The sequence below is a fragment of the Rhodanobacter geophilus genome, from assembly GCF_040812275.1.
Classification (GTDB): Bacteria; Pseudomonadota; Gammaproteobacteria; order Xanthomonadales; family Rhodanobacteraceae; genus Rhodanobacter_A; species Rhodanobacter_A geophilus.
Genome location: NZ_JBFOHL010000008.1, coordinates 172,010 through 189,070 on the forward strand (window position 1 = coordinate 172,010; position 17,061 = coordinate 189,070).

Here is a 17,061-nt window from a genome sequence, read left to right on the forward strand (position 1 = left end):
TGCCTGCCTCAATGCCGCAACGGCGCCGTCTGCGTCGCGCTCCCCGATGCGGCGGCCGGTTGCGCCGCCTGCGCCGCCCGCAACGGCTTCAGCGATTCGAAGCCCTGCTGGTAGTCGTCGGTGATCTGGCGCGCTTCCTCGCTGTTGCGGATCACGCGCGGGGTGATCAGCACGATCAGCTCGGTGCGGTTGCGGGTGCGGTTGGTGGTGCCGAACAGGCGGCCGAGGATAGGGATGCGGTTGATGCCGGGCACGCCGTTGTCGTCGGTGCTTTCGTTCTGCTGGATCAGGCCGCCGAGCAGCACGGTCTGGCCGCTCTGCACCGCCACCTGGGTCTGCATCTGGCGGTCGGCGATGGTGTAGTTGCCGTTCTTGTCCTGCGTGGTGGGGGTGCTCACTTCCTGGCTGACGTCGAGGTAGACCAGGCCGCCGGGGTTCACGCGCGGCACCACCTTGAGGATCACGCCGGTGGTGAGGTACTGCACTTCGCCGGTCGTGGCCGCGCCGCCGGTCGTGCCCAGGCCGGAAACGATGTAGTTCTGGTTCACCGGCACGTTGTTGCCCACCTGGATGGAGGCCGGCTGGTTGTTCATCACCACCAGCGAGGGCGCGGACAGCGTCTTGGTGTTGCCGCTGTCCTCCATCGCGCGCACCGCCACCTGCATCTTGCTGTTGATGAAGGAGTAGAACAGCGGCTCGCCGCCGTAGGCGTTGCCGCCGCCGCCCAGCGCCGCCTGGCGGTGGCGATAGGGTTCGCCGGGGGTGATCGTGGTGTTGCCGCTGCTGTCGGTGCTGGTCGTGCTGCCGGTGAGGCCCTGCAGGTACCACTGCACGCCGAACTGGAACTGGCCGGTGAGGTTCACCTCGAGGATGCGCGTCTCGATCTGCACCTGCAGCGGGATGGTGTCGAGCCGCTTGATCGCCGCCTCGATCTCGGCCCACTGCGAGGGCCTCGCGCGCACCAGCAGCTGGTTGTTCGCATCCACCGAACCGATGCGGACGCTGCCATCCTGCGATACGTACTGGCGATCCTGGCTGGCCGCGTTGGCGTTGCCGTAGCCGGCGGACCAGGCCGCGCCACCGGCCATGTTGTTGCCCAGGCCGCCGCCCAATCCATTGCTGGTGCCGCCATTGGCGGTGCCGCCAATGCCGCCGAAACCACCCGCGCCGCCGCTGCCGCCGAGGCCGCTGTTCAGGCCACCCGATCCGCTGCCCGCGGTATTGCTGCTGCCGAAGCTGCCCGCCGTGCTGCCCATGCCGCTGGCCGAGCCGCGCGCGTTGTCGGCGCTGCCCAGCGTGCCGGAGGTGAGGCCCGGGCCGACTTCGCCGCCGGATTCGTTGCCGCCGCCATTGCTGGCGTAGATCTGCGCGAGGTACTTCGCCAGGTCGGAAGCCTTGATGTTGCGCACGTCGTACACGTAGAGCTGCGGCTGGTTGCCGCCGCCCTGGTCGATGCGGGCGATCCAGCTGCCCACCTCGTCCACGTAGTTCGGCTGCGTGCTGATCACCACCAGCGCATTAGTACGCTTGATCGGGATGAAGCGCAGCATGCCGGCCAGCGGCGTGTTGCCCTTGGAACCGAACATCTCGTCCAGCTTGGGCATCAGCTGGTCCACGTCGGCGTGCTGCAGGTTGAACACGCCCACCGACATGCCACGCAACCAGTCCACGTCGAAGGTGCGCACGGTGCGCTGGTAGTTGTCCAGCTCCTCCGGCGTGCCGGACATCACGATCACGTTGCGCGCGGGATCGACCAGCAACACCGCGTCGGGCCGCGCGAACGGCTTGATCAGCTTCTGCATCTCGCCGGCGGCGATGTAGTGCAGCGGGAACAGCCGCGCCTGCAGGCCGCCGGCGGGCGCCGCCGCGCGGAGGCTGGGCACCAGGTTGCCGCCCACCGCCTCCTTCGCCGGCAGCACCACGTAGCTGCCGCCGCGCTCGACCAGCGCGTTGTTGGTCCACGACAGCAGCGTCTCCAGGATGGGCAACGCCTGGCTGGCGTCCACCGGCTCGGCGGTGGAGAAGGAGATGTTGCCCTGCACGCCGGGGACGATGGTGTAGTTCTTCTTGAGCAGGTCGCCCAGGATCGCCTTCACCACCGCCTGCACCGGCTGGTTCTCGAAGTTGAAGGTGACTCCGTTCGGCCCGCTCACCGCCGGACGCGGCGTGGCCAGCGCCGTGGGTCGCACGAACTCGCCGCTGCCGCGGCTGATCTGCGGCAGCACCGCGGCATTCGTGGTGGTGGTCTGGTCGTTGTTGAGCGGCAGCGGCGGCGGCACCGGCGCATGCGTGCCGGCCATCGCCTCGCGCTGCAGCGAGGCGTCGTCCGGTTGCGGCGGCAGGCTGGCGCAGCCGGCCAGCAGGGTCAGCGCCGCCAGCGCGACGATGCGCGGCAGGGTGGGGTAAAGGTCGGCTGATGGCCGCAAACGCACGGAGGTGGACTGGCGGGACATGGGTCAGTGGGCTCCTTCGGGGTTCGCGGCCTGGCTGGCGGCGCGGCGCCGCAGGATCGCGGCCTTTAGCTTGCGCAGGCGGTCGATCTGTTGCGGACTGTACTGAGGCGTGGCCCGGGGCGACGCCGGGTGCGACGAATCCTGGCTCAGCGACTGCACCCGTTGCACGGTGGCGGCGCCCTCGACCTCGCCCTGCGGCATGGCCGGGGGCTGTGGTGCAGCGGCCGTGGATGCCGCCGTCGCGGCATCGATCGGCGCACCGGCGGGCAGTTTCAATTCGGTGCGGCCTTGCGCGGAATCGATGACCACCGAGCGCGGCTTCACCTCGACCAGGCTCAGGCTGCCGTCGGGCAGCGCCTGCCCTTCGCGCAGGCGCAGCTCCCTGTTGCCGTTCTTGTCGTGCAGCAATGCCATGTGCAGCTGCGGGGTGAGGATGATGCCGGTCAGCGCCAGGTCGCCGAGGCTGCTGCCGCCGCTGGCGGCGTGCGCCTCGGGCTTGCGGTCGGGGCTGAACAGCGACTGCTGCCACACCGGCGCAAACTCCGCCAGCGGCAGCGGCGTGGGCAGGCCGGCGTGCTTGCCCGCCGCGGGCGACAAGGCCGTGGCGCGCGGCGCATTCCAGTGCACGCCGCCGCCTAACCCCGCCAGCAGCGACAGCCACAGCGCCCCCAGCAGCAATGCGATGACTCCCAGGGCCGGGGTCAGCCGGCGTTGGCTGGCGGCGTTCATGGCGTCGCTCCCGGCGCGTCCTGCGCCTCGTCGGCCGCGGGCGGCGAAGCCGCCGCCGCGGGCGCGGCGCCGTTCCCTGGACGCACGTAGCCGGACAGGGTGAACTGCACTTCCAGCGATGGCCGGTTGCCTTGCTGCGCCGCCACCGGGTTGCGGTAGATGTTGAGGTTGTCCACGAACAGGTAGGGCGTGCCCTGCTCCAGCGACTGCAGCACGCCCACCAGCGGCTCGATGTCGCAGCTCAGGTTGATGCTGGCCGCCGCCTTGCGGTACGGCTCGCCCGAAGCCATCGGTGGATTGGGCACCGGCATCTTCTGCGTCACCATGCAGCTGCCGCCGGCGGTGTGCGCACCCACCGCGTCGACCACGCGCTGCATCAGGTCGGCGGTGGCGGTATTCGGATCGTCCTCGGGCAGGAAGGCGCTGCTGGCGGCCTGGCCGGCGCCGAGGGCGGCGATGCGCTGGCGCAGCTGCGGCTGCTCGGCGATCGCCGCGGCGTAGCGGCTCTGGGTGTCGCGCAGGTCGTCCATCCGCGCGGCGATGTCGCGCAATGGCGCCACGAACCACCAGTGCAGCAGCAGCACGTAGGCCAGCAGCAACGCCAGCAGCAGCAGGCCGATCGCCGCGATGCGGCTGTCGCGCGGCGAGAGCCTCAGCGCCTTCATGGCGCGCTCCCGCTGGCGGCCGGCTGGCTGGCGGCATGCTCCGCCGCCGGCTTGTGCAACTGCGCCACCATGTAGAAACGCTCCTTGCCGGTGGACGGGTCGGACTGGATGCTGCCCTGGAAATTCGCGTTGTCGATCAGCGGCGAACCCTTGAGCAGGTCGAGCAGCTTGGCCGCCTGCGGACTCTGGCCCTGGAAGCCGATCTGGCCGCTGTCGTCGAGGCTGAAGCGCTCCAGCCACGCGCTGGACGGCAGGCGCCGGGTGAGGTCGAGCAGCACGCCGAGCACGGTGGCGCGTTGCGCCTTGCGCTGCGCCAGGAAGCCGGCCGCGCCGGCGTCGTCCTGCAGCTGCTTGCGCAGGCCGGCCACCTGCTGCGCCTCGCCGCGCATCGCCTCGACCTGCGCCTGCATCTGCGCCAGCGCGGCCTCGCGGTTGCGCAGCCAGCTGCCCATCGCCAGGAAGACCAGCAACACGCAGGCCGCGGCCAGCGCGAGGTTCAGGCGCAGCCGAGGCCGCGTGCGATGCGAGGCCTGTTCCGGCGGCAGCAGGTCGACGCCGAGGCGCCCGGCGTCCTGCGCCAGGTCCACCGCGTCGACCGTGATGCCCAGCGTCGCGAGGCGGGCCAGCAGCGGATCGAGCGTGTCCCGCCGCAGCACCAGCAACTCCACCGCACAGCGGCCGGCCACGGCCGGCTGCGCCAGCTCGCGCACCGCGTGATACACCTGCGCGGCGCTGAAAGGGGTCTGCCGGTCCATCTCGAAACCCGCCACCTGGCGCAGCTTGCCGCGCGCGGCCACCGGCAGCTGCAGCACGCGGCGCAGCACCGCATCGGCAGGCAACAGCAGGGCCAGCCGGCGATCCTCGGGGTCCGTGCCCTGCCATGCGGCGGCCAGCGCGGCCTGCTGCGCGGCGGCGTCGAGGCCGTCGCTCCAGCGCGCCAGCGGCTCGGTGCGGCCGGCACGGCGCAGCCGCCAGTCGCCGTCGACCTGCTGCAGCAGGTGCCAGTCGGCGCCGCCGGCCAGCGCGGCACGCCAGCGCGGCGGCAGCAACGCGCCCAGCTCGCCGCCCCACCAGGCGAAGAAGCCCGGCAGGGGCGAAGCGCGCCAACCCTGGCGCAGGCGCTCCAGCAGCGAACGCAACGCTGGCGTTGCAGCACTCATTCCCCGTCACCCTCCTGCCAGCGCAAGACCGCATACGGCTGCGCGCCCATCCCGCCGGGCCGGAAACGGATCGTGGCGCGGATCACCGCGCGCGTGCCGTCGGCCAGCTCGGCCTGCGAACGAATACTATGCGTGATTCCGCCGCCGATAGGTGGCATGCCGGCAGCGGCGTTGCGTTGCCGTGCAGCCTGCACGGCCTGCAATTGTTGCGGGTCGAGCCCGGGAATCGCGGCCAGCGCCAGCGGCGGCGCGGTGTTCGGGTCAGGCGTGCTGCGCCCCGACCAGATCGTGATGGCCGGCTCCAGCGTCTGGTACAGCGCCGGCGTCATGCCCAGCACCTGCTGCACTTCCTCCAGGCTCGCGAACGGGCCGTGGCGCGGACCGTAATCGCGGCCGGCAGCGGCGTACTCGGCGCGTCCGCGATCCGCCTGGTCTGCCGCGGTGACGAAACTGCGCCAGTCCGCCACGTTGGCGGCGAGCCGGCCGGCCGCCGCCGCGTCCAGTCCGGCGGCGCGGAACAGCGCCTGCAGCACCGCGGGCGTGGCGGCGTTGAGGTCGACCTTGCCGCCCTCGTCGATCATCGAGACCTGCACCTTGGCGCCGTCGAAATCGAACGGATAGACCCGGCCGTCGCCTGACCAGCGTTGCTTCGCATCCGGGTCCTGCAGGCTGTAGATCGCGCGCATCAATCCTGCCTCGGCCGCGTAATGGGCGCGCGTCGCCGCGAACTGGTAGCGCGTCTGCAGCGCCGCGGTACGCGCCAGCACGGCATAGCCGCCGAGCAGGATCGCCAGCAAGGTGCAGGCCCACATCACCAGCAGCAGGGCCACGCCGCGTTGCCGCGAGGCCGGCTTCATCGCGCGCCTCCCAGCGGCATCGCGCTGCCCGGCAGCAGGCCGATCCGGCCCACCACGGCCGACGCATCGACGCGCAACGGCACGTCCAGTTCCGGCCAGTCGTAACCGCCCTGTGCCTGCAACCGGATGCGCACCAGCTGCGGCAGGCGGCTGCCATCGGCCCAGTCCTCGCTCCAGGGCTGCTCGCGGTTCTGTGCGTCGCGGCCACGGTAGCTGAAGCCCCCGCTCCGGATGTGATCGAGCAGCACCTGCGGCTCGCCCAGCGGCTTCGGCGGCCGGCCGTCCGGCGGCAGCAGCGCCAGGCTCAGCTCCAGCCGCTGGCCGCCGTCGCCGTCGTCGACCAGCTTCAGCATTTGCAATTGCGGGCCCAGCTTGCCGAGGTAGCCCGGCAGCGGCGCCACGTAGCGCATCTCGTGTTCGGCGCCGCTGAAGTAGACCGGCGGGCCGCGGTCGTCGTGGGCGATCGGCTGCGCCAGCACCTGGGCGAGCTCGCTGCGCAGGAAGCGCTGCGCCGAACCGATCTGGTCGACCCGTGCGATCGCCGCGCTGCCCGAGCGCACGCCATGGATCGCACTGCGCACGCCGGCGTACACGCCCACCAGCAGCAAGGCCAGCAGGGCCAGCGCGCCGAGCACTTCCAGCAGGGTGAAGCCGTGTTGCCGTCTCATGGCGCACCGGCCCCCTGCGGCTGGCCCAGCCGCAGCGTGTCGAAATGCGCCACCTGCGGATGCGCGGCGCTGCCCCACTGCACCGCCAGATCCAGCCGGTACAGCTGCTGCGTCGCCGCGCCGGGCTGCGTGCCGGTTGGTTGCGCACCGGGCGGCTGCCACGGCGTCACGTCCAGCGTCCAGCGGTAGCGGTCATCGAAGCGGCCGCTGCGGTGGCCCGGCGCCACCGGCTCGGTGACATAGGCGCTGTCGAGCAGGCTGCGCGCCCACAGCGCCGCCTCGTCATGCGCCGCCGCGTTGCGCGACAGCGCGATCGCGCCACCGGCCACCTTCATCAGCGCGGCGAAGGCGACCGCCAGCAGCAGCATCGCGGCGATGACCTCGAGCAGGGAAAAACCGCGCTGGCGCTTCATCGCGCCGCCACCTGGTCGACCACCGCGACCTGCCCGGTCAGCCACGACACGTTGATCCGCCACTGGCGGCGGCCGCTCTGCAGGACGATGTGGCCGCCGGTGGAGCTGCCGTCGGGAAAGAAGCGGATGCGCCCGGTGTGTTCGTCGGGACGATCCTCCAGCGCACTGGTGATCGAGAGCTTCAGGCCCCTGGGCAGGCGCACGTCCTTGCGCTTCGCATCGCTCCAGGTGTCGGCGCGGATGTCCACGTCGAAGTGCTGCTCCCTGCCCTGCACGATCGCCTGTGCGCGGGTGGCGCGCAGCGCGGCGGCGAGCTCGCCGCTGGCCGCGTTGATGCGCGCGCTGGCCAGGCCCTGGGTCACCGACACCGCCACCGCCGCCGCCGCGATGCCGATCAGCAGGATCACGGCGAGCATTTCCAGCAGGGTGAAGCCGCGGGCGCGCTGCGCGCGCTGGGAACGGGGAACGGGAAACGGGGAACGGGGAGTGCACGGGCGAACGCGGGCGACGCTGCGCCCCCGTTTCCCGTTTCCCGTTTCCCGGCTTCTCATTGCCAGTTGCCCACGTCCTTGTCGTAGCCGTCGCCGCCGGGCTTGCCGTCGCGGCCGTAGAAGATCAGGTCGAAGCTGCCGTGCTCGCCGGGGACCTTGTAGCCGAAGGCATGGCTCCAGGGATCCTTCAGCTCGGATTCCTTCGCATACGGCCCCTGCCAGTTCGGCGCGTTCGCCGGCTTGGTCATCAGGTCCTCCAGCTGCTGCGGCGGGGCGCCGTTGTCCAGCGCGTAGTTCTCGATCTTCTGGCTCAGCGTCACCAGCTGCGCCTTGCCCGCGCCGTACTTGCCCTTGTCGACGTTCTTGCCGACCTGGGTCACCACCACCGCGCCGATGATGCCGATCAGCACGATCACCGCGAGCATTTCCAGCAGGGTGAAGCCGCGGGCGCGCCGCACGCGCAGGGAACGGGGAACGGGGAACGGGGAACGGGGGAATACTCGCGGCGATGCGTTGACCGCTTTCTTCACGGGCAACAGGCCGAAGCGTGCGGACACGGGGCGCAACCCGTCATCACGTTCCGCGTTCCCCGCTCCCCGTTCCCTTCTCTGCATCAACATCATCACACTCTCCACGTTTCATTGAATGTTGCTGGTCAGACTCAACAGCGGCAGCAGGATCGCCGCCATGATGAAACCCACCAGCACGGTCATTACCACGGTGAGCGCAGGCACCAGCGCGGCGAGCAGGCGGTCGATCGAGCGGCGGCTTTCCAGCTCGAAGGTGTCGGCCACCTTGAGCAGCATGCCGTCCAGCTCGCCGGCTTCCTCGCCCACCTGCACCATCTGCAGCGCGAGGCGCGGAAACAGCTTCGACTGCCCCAGCGCGAGGCTGAGCCCGGAGCCTTCCTTCACCTGTTCGTGCGCCTGCGCCAGCGCGGCGTCCAGTGCGCGGTTCGCGGTGACCTGTCGCGCGATGGCCAGCGCACTCAGCAGCGGCACGCCGTTCTTCAGCAACGTGCCCAGCGTGCGCGCGATGCGCGCGGTCTGCACCTTGAGCAGCAGCGGGCCGGCCACGCGCAGGCGCAGCACGCGCGCGTCCCAGGCCAGCCGCGTGGCCGGCTCGCGCAGGCGCATGCGGAAGAAGAACACGCCGCCGACCAGCAGCAGCCCGATCAGCCACCACCACGACTGCAAGGCCTGGCCCAGCGCCAGCACCGCTTCGGTGATCCACGGCAGCGGCACCTGCATGTCCTCGAAGATCGGCACGAACTGCGGCACCACGTAGGCCAGCAGCAGCACCAGCGAACCCAGCACGCCGACCAGCAGGAAGGCCGGATAGATCAGCGAGTTGATGATGCTGCCGCGCAGCTGCTGCGAACGTTCCAGGTAATCGGCGAGCCGGCGCAGCGTTTCCTCCAGCGAACCGCCCGCCTCGCCCGCGCGCACCAGTGCGATGTACAGCTTGGGGAATACGCCGTGCTCCTCGTCCAGCGCCTGCGACAGCGGCGTGCCGCCGCGCACGCGGTCGCGCACGCGCTCGATCAGCTTCTTCGCGCGTTCCCCCTCGGGCAGGTCGAGCAGGATGCCCAGCGCGCGATCCAGCGGCTGGCCGGCGCCGAGCAGGGTCGCCAGCTGGTGGGTGAACTGCGCCAGCTGGTCGCCGGTGAACGGGCCGCGCTTGAACAGTGCCGCGAAGCCTGAGCCGCCGCCCATCGCGTCGGCGGGCTGCGCCTCCAGCGGCGTGTGGCCCTGGTCCTGCAGCCGCGCCACCACTTCATCGAGGCTGGCCGCCTCCATCTGGCCTCGCAGCAGTTCGCCGGCTTCGCTGATGGCCTTGTAGCGGAACTGGCTCATGGGACTCGATGCCCCCGAGCCAGATCAAGCTCGAGCCGGGGGGAACCCGCACGGCACGTTTGCCCCCTCTCCCCTTTGGGGAGAGGGTTGGGGTGGAGAGCCAATCTCGCCTCGGCGCCGCTTTGAAGTCCACCTGGAGCATGCCTTATAGCAAGTCCCTCCCCCTCGCCCCAGCCTTCTCTCCAGAGGGGAGAGGGGGTTGTTCCCCGTGGTGAGGGGAGGATCGGATCAGCCCTCCTGCGTGACACGCAGCACCTCCTCCAGCGTGGTGACGCCGGCGAGCGACTTGGCGATGCCGTCCTCGTACATGGTGCGCATGCCTTCGGCGCGGGCCCGCCGCTCGACCTCGCCGGCGTCGGCGCGCTGCATCACCAGGCGACGCAGCGGATCGCTCATCACCAGGAATTCCATGATCGCCTGCCGGCCGCGATAGCCGCTGGGATTGGCGGCGCTGGTGCCGGGCTTCCACAGCCGGATCGGCTTGCCGCCCGCGTATTTCTCCAGCTCGAACTGCGCGATCACCTCGGGCGAGGGCTCGTAGGCCACCGCCGTCGCCGGGTCGAGCCGGCGCACCAGGCGTTGCGCGAGGATGCCGTTGACGGTGGAGCCGAGCAGGTAGTCCTCCACGCCCATGTCGAGCAGGCGCGTGATGCCGCCCGCGGCACTGTTGGTGTGCAGGGTCGACAGCACCAGATGGCCGGTGAGCGCGGACTGGATCGCGATGCGGCAGGTCTCCAGGTCGCGCATCTCGCCGATCATGATCACGTCCGGGTCCTGGCGCACGATGGAGCGCAGCGCCGCGGCGAAATCCAGCCCGATCTGCGGCTTGGCCTGGATCTGGTTGATGCCCTCGATCTGGTATTCGACCGGATCCTCGACGGTGATGATCTTCACGTCCGGCGTGTTGATCTTCGACAGCGCGGTGTACAGCGTGGTGGTCTTGCCCGAGCCGGTGGGGCCGGTGACCAGCAGGATGCCGTGCGGACGCTCCAGCACCTCGACGAAGCGCGACTGGAAGCTGTCGGTGAAGCCCAGCGTGGCGAAGTCGAACACCACCGACTCGCGGTCGAGGATGCGCATCACCACCGACTCGCCGAAGCTGGTCGGCACGGTGGACACGCGCAGGTCCAGCTCCTTGCCCTGCACGCGCAGCTGGATGCGGCCATCCTGCGGCAGGCGACGCTCGGCGATGTTGAGCTTGGCCATGATCTTCACGCGCGAGATCACCGCCGCGGTGCTTGATGCCGGCGGCGCCTCCACCTCGTGCAGCACGCCGTCGATGCGGTAGCGCACCTTCAACCGGTTCTCGAACGGCTCGATGTGCACGTCGGAGGCGCGCTGCTCGACGGCGCGTTGCAGGATCAGGTTGACCAGGCGGATCACCGGCGCCTCGCTGGCGAGGTCGCGCAGGTGTTCCACGTCGTCCACTTCGCTGGCGCCGCCGTCGATGTTCTCCACGATGGTGCCCATCGCGGAACGGCCGCTGCCGTAGTAGCGCTCGATCAGGTCGTCGATTTCCGAGCGCAGGCCGATGCGCAGCGCCACCGGGCGTCCCGCCGCCAGCGTCACCGCCTGCAGCGGGTACGGGTCGGCCGGGTCGGCCATCACCAGCGCCAGCCCGTGCCCGCCATCGGCCACCGGCACCACGTGCTGCTGCTTGAGGAAGCGCAGCGAGAGATCCAGATCCGGCGGCGCCAGCTCCGGCGCGTCACGCGCGGCCAGCATCGGCACGGCCAGCAGTTCGGACCAGGCCTCGGCCAGTTCACGCTCGTTGACCAGGCCCAGTCGCGCCAGCAGCGCGGTGAGCGTGCCCTCGGTGGCTTCCTCGTGCAGGCGGCGCGCCCGCGCCAGGTCGCCGTCCTTCAGCCGGCCGCGTGCGACCAGCAGTGCGCACACCGCCGCCTCGCGCTCGTCCACCGTCGCCGCTCCCTCGCCCCGCGCCGGCTGCACGACTGCCGACATACGTCACCCCGCTCGTGAATCACGACTGCCAAGTAAACCGTCTTCCGGCCGCACCCCCTGTCGCGCGGCGAATGCGCATAGGTAACACATCGGCAGAGCGGCTGGCGAGCACGGTACCGCGGGTCTCGCGATCCGCCGGTTTGCCGGCCTGCGCCAGTCTGGGACAATGGCGCTTTTCACCGGGTTCCCCATGCAGCTCGTCGACATCGGCGCCAATCTCGGCCACGAATCCTTCCGTCACGATTTCGACACCGTGCTGCAACGCGCGCGGGAGCACGGCGTGGGCCGGATGATCGTCACCGGCGCCTCGCGCGAGGGCAGCGAGCATGCGCTGGCGCTGGCGCACGCGCATCCCGGCGTGCTGTGGGCCACGGCCGGCGTGCATCCGCACCATGCGGTGGACTACGACGACGCCACCGATGCGCGGCTGCGCGCGCTGGCGCAGGATCCTGCGGTGCGCGCGGTGGGCGAGGCCGGGCTGGACTACAACCGCAATTACTCGCCACGCGACGTGCAGCTGGCCGCGTTCGAACGCCAGCTCGCCATCGCGGCGGAACTGGGCAAGCCGCTGTTCCTGCACCAGCGCGACGCACACGAGGATTTCCTCGCCTTGCTGAAGCGTTACCGCGACCGCGTGCCGGCTGCGGTGGTGCACTGCTTCACCGACACCGGCGAGGCGCTGCGCGACTACCTCGCGCTGGACTGCCACATCGGCATCACCGGCTGGATCTGCGACGAACGCCGCGGCACCCACCTGCGCGGGCTGGTGCGCGAAATCCCCGCCGGCCGGCTGATGATCGAGACCGACGCGCCCTACCTCCTGCCGCGCACGGTGCGCCCGCAGCCTTCGCACCGGCGCAACGAGCCGATGTATCTCCGGCACATCTGCGAGGAGATCGCCCGCGACCGCGGCGAACCGGTCGATGTCACCGCGGCGAACAGCACGGCGACGGCCGAGTCGTTCTTCGGGCTGCCCGCGCCGGGTTGAGGATCAGTCCACGCGTCCCACCAGCGTCACGAACGGCCAGCGCACGGCGCGCACCGCTGCGGGATCGCCCCAGGCCGCGGCAAGCTCCGGCGCCGCCGCCTGCACCGCGTCGTTGCCGGTGCGCTTCGCGTGCCGCTGCGTGGCCGACCACGAGCGCAGGTAGGCGAGGAACTGCCCGAGGTTCCAGTCGGCGCGCATCATGAAGCTGGGCGCCTCCACGGGCGTGAACGGGAACGGCAGTCCGCGGTAGCCGGCATCCACCAGTGCGCGCTCGGGCGGCCAGTCCGGCCCCAGTGTGTCGGCATAGAGATGGCGTTCCACGGCGTCCACCGCGCGACTCACGCTGCAGTTGCCGTAGGCGGAGACCGCGACGAGCGCGCCCGGTTTCGCCACGCGGCGCACCTCGGCATGGAAGGCGTCGAGGTCGAACCAGTGCAGCGCCTGCGACACGCCGATCAGGCTGGCGCTGCCCGCGGCGAGCGTGCCGCGTTCGGCCGGCTCCACGCGGTAGTCGATGCGCGGATGCGCCGTGGCCTGCGCGATCTGGGTGGCGCTGGGATCGGTGGCGACCACGCGTTCGAAATGCGCGGCGAAACCGACGCTGGCCTGGCCGTTGCCGCAGCCGGCGTCCCAGGCCAACGCGCGGTCCGGCGCCTGCGCGGCCAGCCAGTCGAACCAGTCGGCGGGCGGCAACGGGCGGGCGTCGCGGTACAGCGCGGCGTGGCCGGAGAAGTGGTCCTTGAACGCCATGCGGGAACTCCGTGGGGACGGGTTCCGCGATTATCGCGCCAACACGCGCGTGGCGCCCGGCGCGAGTCCGTCCAGCGCGTAGTCGCCGATGCGCACGCGGATCAGCCGCAGCGTGGGGAAGCCCACCGCCGCCGTCATCCGGCGCACCTGGCGGTTGCGGCCCTCGCGCAGGGTGAGCGTGAGCCAGCTGGTGGGGATGCTCTTGCGGAAACGCACCGGCGGGTCGCGCGGCCACAGCCAGTCCGGCTCGGTCGCGTGCTCCGCCGGCGCCGCCAAGGTGGGGCCGTCGTTCAGCACCACGCCGCGACGCAGCGCAGCCAGCGCCGCGTCGTCGATCGCGCCATCCACCTGCACCAGGTAGGTCTTGGGTTGCTTGTGGCGCGGATCGGCCAGCCGGTGTTGCAAGCGGCCATCGTCGGTGAGCAGCAGCAGGCCTTCGCTGTCGTGGTCCAGCCGTCCTGCCGCGTAGACGCCCTTCTGCCGCACGTAGTCCGCCAGCGTGGGCCGGCCGTCGTCGCTGATGAACTGGCACAACACGCCGTACGGCTTGTTGAGCGCGATCAGCATGGCGACGGCCTGCGGCTCAGTGGGCGGCAGGCTTCACGAAGCGCAGCGTCATGCGGTCCGATTCGCCGATCGCCAGGTACTTCGCCCGGTCCCTGCTGCCCAGCGTCAGCGTGGGCGGCAAGGTCCACACCCCTTTCGGATAGTCCTTGGTGTCCTTCGGGTTCGCGTTGATCTCGCTCTGGCCGACGAGCTTGAAACCGGCGTCGGTGGCGAGCTTGATCACGTAGTCCGTGGGCAGGTAGCCGCTGGCTTCCACCGCTTCCAGGGTGGCGCCCGGCGCGGCGCGATGGTCGGTCACGCCGAGCACGCCGCCCGGGCGGAGCACGGCGAAGAACGCCTTGAACATCGCGGGCGCGGTACCGGCCTCCGCCCAGTTGTGCACGTTGCGGAACGTCAGCACCGCATCGGCCGAAGCGGGTGCGCCGAACACCGGCGCCTTGGGGTCGTAGGCGAGCACTTTCGCCTTGCCGTATTCAGCCGGGTCGGCGGCGAATTTCTTGCGCAGCCTGCTGTCGTCGCGCGTGGCCTCGCCGCCGCCGGACGGCATCGGCTCGGCGGCGATGTAGTGGCCGTGGTCGCGCAGCAGCGGCGCGAGCACCTCGCTGTACCAGCCGGCGGACGGGTTGATCTCGACCACCGTCTGGTTCGGCTCGATGCCGAAGAATCGCAGCGTGGCCTTGGGGTGGCGGTAGACGTCGCGCGCACGGTTCGCCGGCGAGCGCCAGCCGCCCGCCAGTACCGCGTCGATGCTGGTGCTGCCGGACGACACCGCCGCAACGGCGGGTGGATGCTTCATCGCCGGCCGCGCGCCTGCCGCTGCGCCGAAAACCATCAGTGCGATGCCTATGCCACGGAGCTGCGAACGTTTCATGGGTGACTCCTTGGGGATGAAGCCGGTCGCACAGTCTGCCGGCCGGTCAGTGGAGGAAGGGTCGAGACGCAACAGGCTCTCAGAACGGCCGCGGGCACACCGACTGCAGGCCGTCGATGTGTTCGTGCAGGTCCGAGGCGATGCCCTGCCACATCGGGTCGAGGATGAAGTCGATGCCTTCGCGCCGCGCCAGCTTCGCGGCGGGGATGAAATCCGCGTCGCCGGCCACCAGCACGATCTGGTCCACCAGGTGCTTGTAGGCCAGCGCGGCGATGTCGATGCCGATCTTCATGTCCACCTGGGTCTGACGCATGTCCGGCTCGTAGTGCTCGTCGCGCAAGTCTTCCCACTTCAGGCTGCCCTCGCGCAGCTGCTGCATGGCCTGGTGTTTCAGCTTCCATTCGCCGCGCTCGGCGAGCCGGCCCAGCCGCAGCGCCATCTTGCGCTGGCGGCGCAACTGCTCGTGCAGTTCGCGGCGGAACGCGGCGGCGCCGCTCTTGCCGAAATCCACGGTGTCGCCGCTCACCGGGCGCACGAAGCTCTTTTCCAGCGGCGGGCAGTCGTAGAAGAAGATGCGGTACAGCGATTCGCGCGGACGATCCAGCGCCTTGAGGTGTTCCAGCGCCATGCCGAACACGGTCTTGGCCACGGTGCGCGCGTCGTTCGCGTCGCGCTCACCCCACACCTTGCGGTAGCGGGCAAGGAAGAAGGCGCCGTCGACGAGGATGGCGGTGCGTTGCATAGGAAATCCTTATGGGTGGAGCGCAATGGGCATACGTGCAGCGCGTGCTGGCCGCGCTGCGGCATTCTAGAGCCGGGGACGCGTCAGGCAACGGTCAGCGGCAGGCCCGGCTCCCAGGCGGACATCTGCGCCCGATAGGTTTCCGCCTCGGCCAGCAGCCACTCGCGGAAGCTCTGCAGGCCGCGGTGCTCCTGCGAACGCGGCGGATACACCAGCCAGTACGCCTCCTGCACCGGCAGGTAGTTGCGGCCCAGCACCACCAGCAGGCCGGCGTCGATCAGCGATTTCGAGGTCACCATGCGACCCAGTCCGACGCCGAGGCCTTCCAGCGCCGCATGGCGCGCCGCGTCGATGCTGTCGAAGTTCGCCACGCGGCGCTTCGGCAGCCGGCCGCCGAAGCGCGCGAACCAGTCGCGCCAGCGATCGGCCGGGTGCGGATCGCCCAGCAGCGGCCAGTCGCTGAGGTCGTCCTGGCTGGCGCCCCCCATCCGCGCCACCAGTTCGGGCGCGGCCACCGGCGCGATCCACTCGCCGAACAGCCGTTCGCAATGCAGGCCTTCCCACTGGCCGCGGCCGTAGCGCAGCGCGCAGTCCACCGGCTCGCGCTCGAACTCCACCAGCGTGGAGGTGGACTGCAGGTTGAGCTCCAGCTCCGGATGCGCCGCCACCAGCCGCGGCAGTCGCGGCACCAGCCAGCTCGACATGATGCCGGGGCTGGCGCTCAGCACGAGCGCGTCATGGCGATAGTCGCGGTAGCGCATCAGCGCGTGCTCGATGCCGTCGAAGTGCGTGCCCAGCGCCTCGAACAGGCGGCAACCCTCCACGGTGAGGCTCACCCCGCGCGGGCCGCGCTCCAGCAGGCGCCTGCCCAGCCGCTCCTCCAGCTGGCGCATCTGGTGGCTGAGCGCGCTCACGGTGAGATGCGCCTGCTCCGCGGCACGCGAGAGCTTGCCGTGGCGGGCAACCAGCACGAACTGCTGCAGCAGGTCCAGCGAGAGCCGCGTCATCTTGAATGTCCTTCAAGGCAGGCTTGCGAAGATATCGCTTTTTCGGGCACCCGTAACGCCTTACCTTGCACTCGTCCCCACTACCACTTGCAAGGAATTCACCATGCGCTCGCCCTTCGTCGGCCTGCTGCTGCAGCAAGGCCATGTGCATTCCCTCGAACTCGTCCGCCAGCTGGATCGCGCGGACCAGCGTCCGCTGAGCCTGCGCGGCGCATTCCGGCAACTGACCGCGACAGAGGTCGAACGCCGCAACTCGTGGCGCGCCACGGCAGGCGGCGCCCGCCGGCTGTTCCCCATCAACTCGCCCTGAACGTACCGGTCGGCGCATGGCCGCGCCGGCATGGCCGATGGAACCGCGCGGCGGCGCCGATACGGGGCAGACGGCCAGCGACCGCACGGCCCGGAACGACGCCTGGGTCTAGGCTGGCCTTGCTGGCCCCGTCGCGGGAGGACCCCATGATCTGCCGCATCTGGCACGGCATCACGCCACGCTCCAGGGCCGATGCCTATGCGAGCTTTCTGGAGCAGCACGCCGTTGCGGACTACCGTTCCGTTCCCGGCAACCGCTCCGTCGCCGTGCTTCGACGCGACGAGGCCGAGGTCACGCATTTCCTGACCGTGACGCATTGGGATGCGGAGGAGAGCATCCGTGCCTTCGCCGGAGACGACCTGCTCAAGGCCAGGTACTATCCCGAGGATGGCGACTATCTGCTGGAATTCGAGCCGCGTGTCCGGCACTTCGTCGTGACTGCTTTCGCCAGTCGCGGCTGAGCGGCGGCCGTCCGGGTCGGCACATCGCCCGACCCTGGCGCGCTGTCGTTGTCCCCACGGTGCGCCTCGCACGCTGTCCGCGTCGACGCGCCGGTGGTACGTCGGCCACAT

General features: G+C 70.5%; 18 protein-coding genes and 1 pseudogene. 3 read left to right on the forward strand and 16 right to left on the reverse strand.

All coding sequences use genetic code 11. The features are described 5' to 3' along the window. Positions 1–8: 8 nt before the first annotated feature. From gspD to gspE, 11 genes and pseudogenes are all read right to left on the reverse strand, one after another. Complete coding sequence (gspD, locus tag ABQJ56_RS10450; RefSeq protein ID WP_367844957.1) at positions 9–2,453, reverse strand: type II secretion system secretin GspD; 2,445 nt, start codon at positions 2,451–2,453, stop codon at positions 9–11. A 3-nt stretch (positions 2,454–2,456) separates the two neighbouring features. After that, positions 2,457–3,182, reverse strand: a complete 726-nt coding sequence (locus ABQJ56_RS10455) for a type II secretion system protein, XpsN-like (RefSeq protein WP_367844958.1) — start codon at positions 3,180–3,182, stop codon at positions 2,457–2,459. Further along, positions 3,179–3,847: a type II secretion system protein GspM gene (gspM, locus tag ABQJ56_RS10460; RefSeq protein WP_367844959.1), complete on the reverse strand. Its 669-nt coding sequence runs from the start codon at positions 3,845–3,847 to the stop codon at positions 3,179–3,181. The genes ABQJ56_RS10455 and gspM overlap by 4 nt, the downstream gene beginning before the upstream one ends. After that, complete coding sequence (locus ABQJ56_RS10465; RefSeq protein WP_367844960.1) at positions 3,844–5,007, reverse strand: PilN domain-containing protein; 1,164 nt, start codon at positions 5,005–5,007, stop codon at positions 3,844–3,846. Before ABQJ56_RS10465 ends, gspM begins: the two co-directional genes overlap by 4 nt. Beyond that, positions 5,004–5,864 (reverse strand): type II secretion system minor pseudopilin, encoded by an 861-nt coding sequence (locus ABQJ56_RS10470; RefSeq protein ID WP_367844961.1) that lies wholly within the window; start codon positions 5,862–5,864, stop codon positions 5,004–5,006. The genes ABQJ56_RS10465 and ABQJ56_RS10470 overlap by 4 nt, the downstream gene beginning before the upstream one ends. Then, on the reverse strand, positions 5,861–6,532 hold the full coding sequence (locus ABQJ56_RS10475; protein ID WP_367844962.1) for a prepilin-type N-terminal cleavage/methylation domain-containing protein: 672 nt from the start codon (positions 6,530–6,532) through the stop codon (positions 5,861–5,863). The genes ABQJ56_RS10470 and ABQJ56_RS10475 overlap by 4 nt, the downstream gene beginning before the upstream one ends. Further along, positions 6,529–6,945, reverse strand: coding sequence for a prepilin-type N-terminal cleavage/methylation domain-containing protein (locus tag ABQJ56_RS10480; protein ID WP_367844963.1), 417 nt, complete (start codon positions 6,943–6,945; stop codon positions 6,529–6,531). Before ABQJ56_RS10480 ends, ABQJ56_RS10475 begins: the two co-directional genes overlap by 4 nt. Continuing rightward, positions 6,942–7,385, reverse strand: a pseudogene (locus tag ABQJ56_RS10485) (GspH/FimT family pseudopilin); the annotation flags it as partial. The pseudogene ABQJ56_RS10485 and the gene ABQJ56_RS10480, both read right to left, overlap by 4 nt. Positions 7,386–7,492: 107 nt before the next feature. Continuing rightward, entirely contained in the window at positions 7,493–7,900 is a 408-nt protein-coding gene (gspG, locus tag ABQJ56_RS10490; RefSeq protein WP_437343419.1) for a type II secretion system major pseudopilin GspG, read from the reverse strand. Positions 7,901–8,074: 174 nt separating this feature from the next. Next, positions 8,075–9,292 (reverse strand): type II secretion system inner membrane protein GspF, encoded by a 1,218-nt coding sequence (gspF, locus tag ABQJ56_RS10495; RefSeq protein WP_367844965.1) that lies wholly within the window; start codon positions 9,290–9,292, stop codon positions 8,075–8,077. Between the two features lie 228 nt (positions 9,293–9,520). Continuing rightward, positions 9,521–11,254 carry a type II secretion system ATPase GspE gene (gspE, locus tag ABQJ56_RS10500; RefSeq protein ID WP_367844966.1) on the reverse strand — a complete coding sequence of 578 codons (1,734 nt, stop codon included), beginning with the start codon at positions 11,252–11,254 and terminating at the stop codon, positions 9,521–9,523. A 190-nt stretch (positions 11,255–11,444) separates the two neighbouring features. Between gspE and ABQJ56_RS10505 the strand changes: the two genes are divergently transcribed. Next, positions 11,445–12,242, forward strand: coding sequence for a TatD family hydrolase (locus ABQJ56_RS10505; protein ID WP_367844967.1), 798 nt, complete (start codon positions 11,445–11,447; stop codon positions 12,240–12,242). A gap of 3 nt (positions 12,243–12,245) precedes the next feature. On the opposite strand, the gene ABQJ56_RS10510 is transcribed toward ABQJ56_RS10505, so the two are convergent. From ABQJ56_RS10510 to ABQJ56_RS10530, 5 genes are all read right to left on the reverse strand, one after another. Continuing rightward, a complete protein-coding gene (locus ABQJ56_RS10510; protein WP_367844968.1) occupies positions 12,246–12,992 on the reverse strand; it encodes a class I SAM-dependent methyltransferase in 747 nt (248 codons plus the stop codon). 30 nt (positions 12,993–13,022) lie between these two features. After that, positions 13,023–13,559: a pseudouridine synthase gene (locus ABQJ56_RS10515; RefSeq protein ID WP_367844969.1), complete on the reverse strand. Its 537-nt coding sequence runs from the start codon at positions 13,557–13,559 to the stop codon at positions 13,023–13,025. A 16-nt stretch (positions 13,560–13,575) separates the two neighbouring features. Then, entirely contained in the window at positions 13,576–14,430 is an 855-nt protein-coding gene (locus tag ABQJ56_RS10520; protein WP_437343417.1) for a class I SAM-dependent methyltransferase, read from the reverse strand. A 79-nt stretch (positions 14,431–14,509) separates the two neighbouring features. Further along, complete coding sequence (locus ABQJ56_RS10525) at positions 14,510–15,172, reverse strand: NYN domain-containing protein (protein WP_367844970.1); 663 nt, start codon at positions 15,170–15,172, stop codon at positions 14,510–14,512. A gap of 83 nt (positions 15,173–15,255) precedes the next feature. Then, positions 15,256–16,179, reverse strand: coding sequence for a LysR substrate-binding domain-containing protein (locus ABQJ56_RS10530; protein ID WP_367844971.1), 924 nt, complete (start codon positions 16,177–16,179; stop codon positions 15,256–15,258). A gap of 103 nt (positions 16,180–16,282) precedes the next feature. Here ABQJ56_RS10530 and ABQJ56_RS10535 point away from each other — a divergent pair, with 103 nt between their 5' ends. Beyond that, entirely contained in the window at positions 16,283–16,489 is a 207-nt protein-coding gene (locus ABQJ56_RS10535) for a hypothetical protein (protein WP_367844972.1), read from the forward strand. 146 nt (positions 16,490–16,635) lie between these two features. Continuing rightward, entirely contained in the window at positions 16,636–16,950 is a 315-nt protein-coding gene (locus ABQJ56_RS10540) for a hypothetical protein (protein WP_367844973.1), read from the forward strand. Positions 16,951–17,061 lie beyond the last annotated feature (111 nt).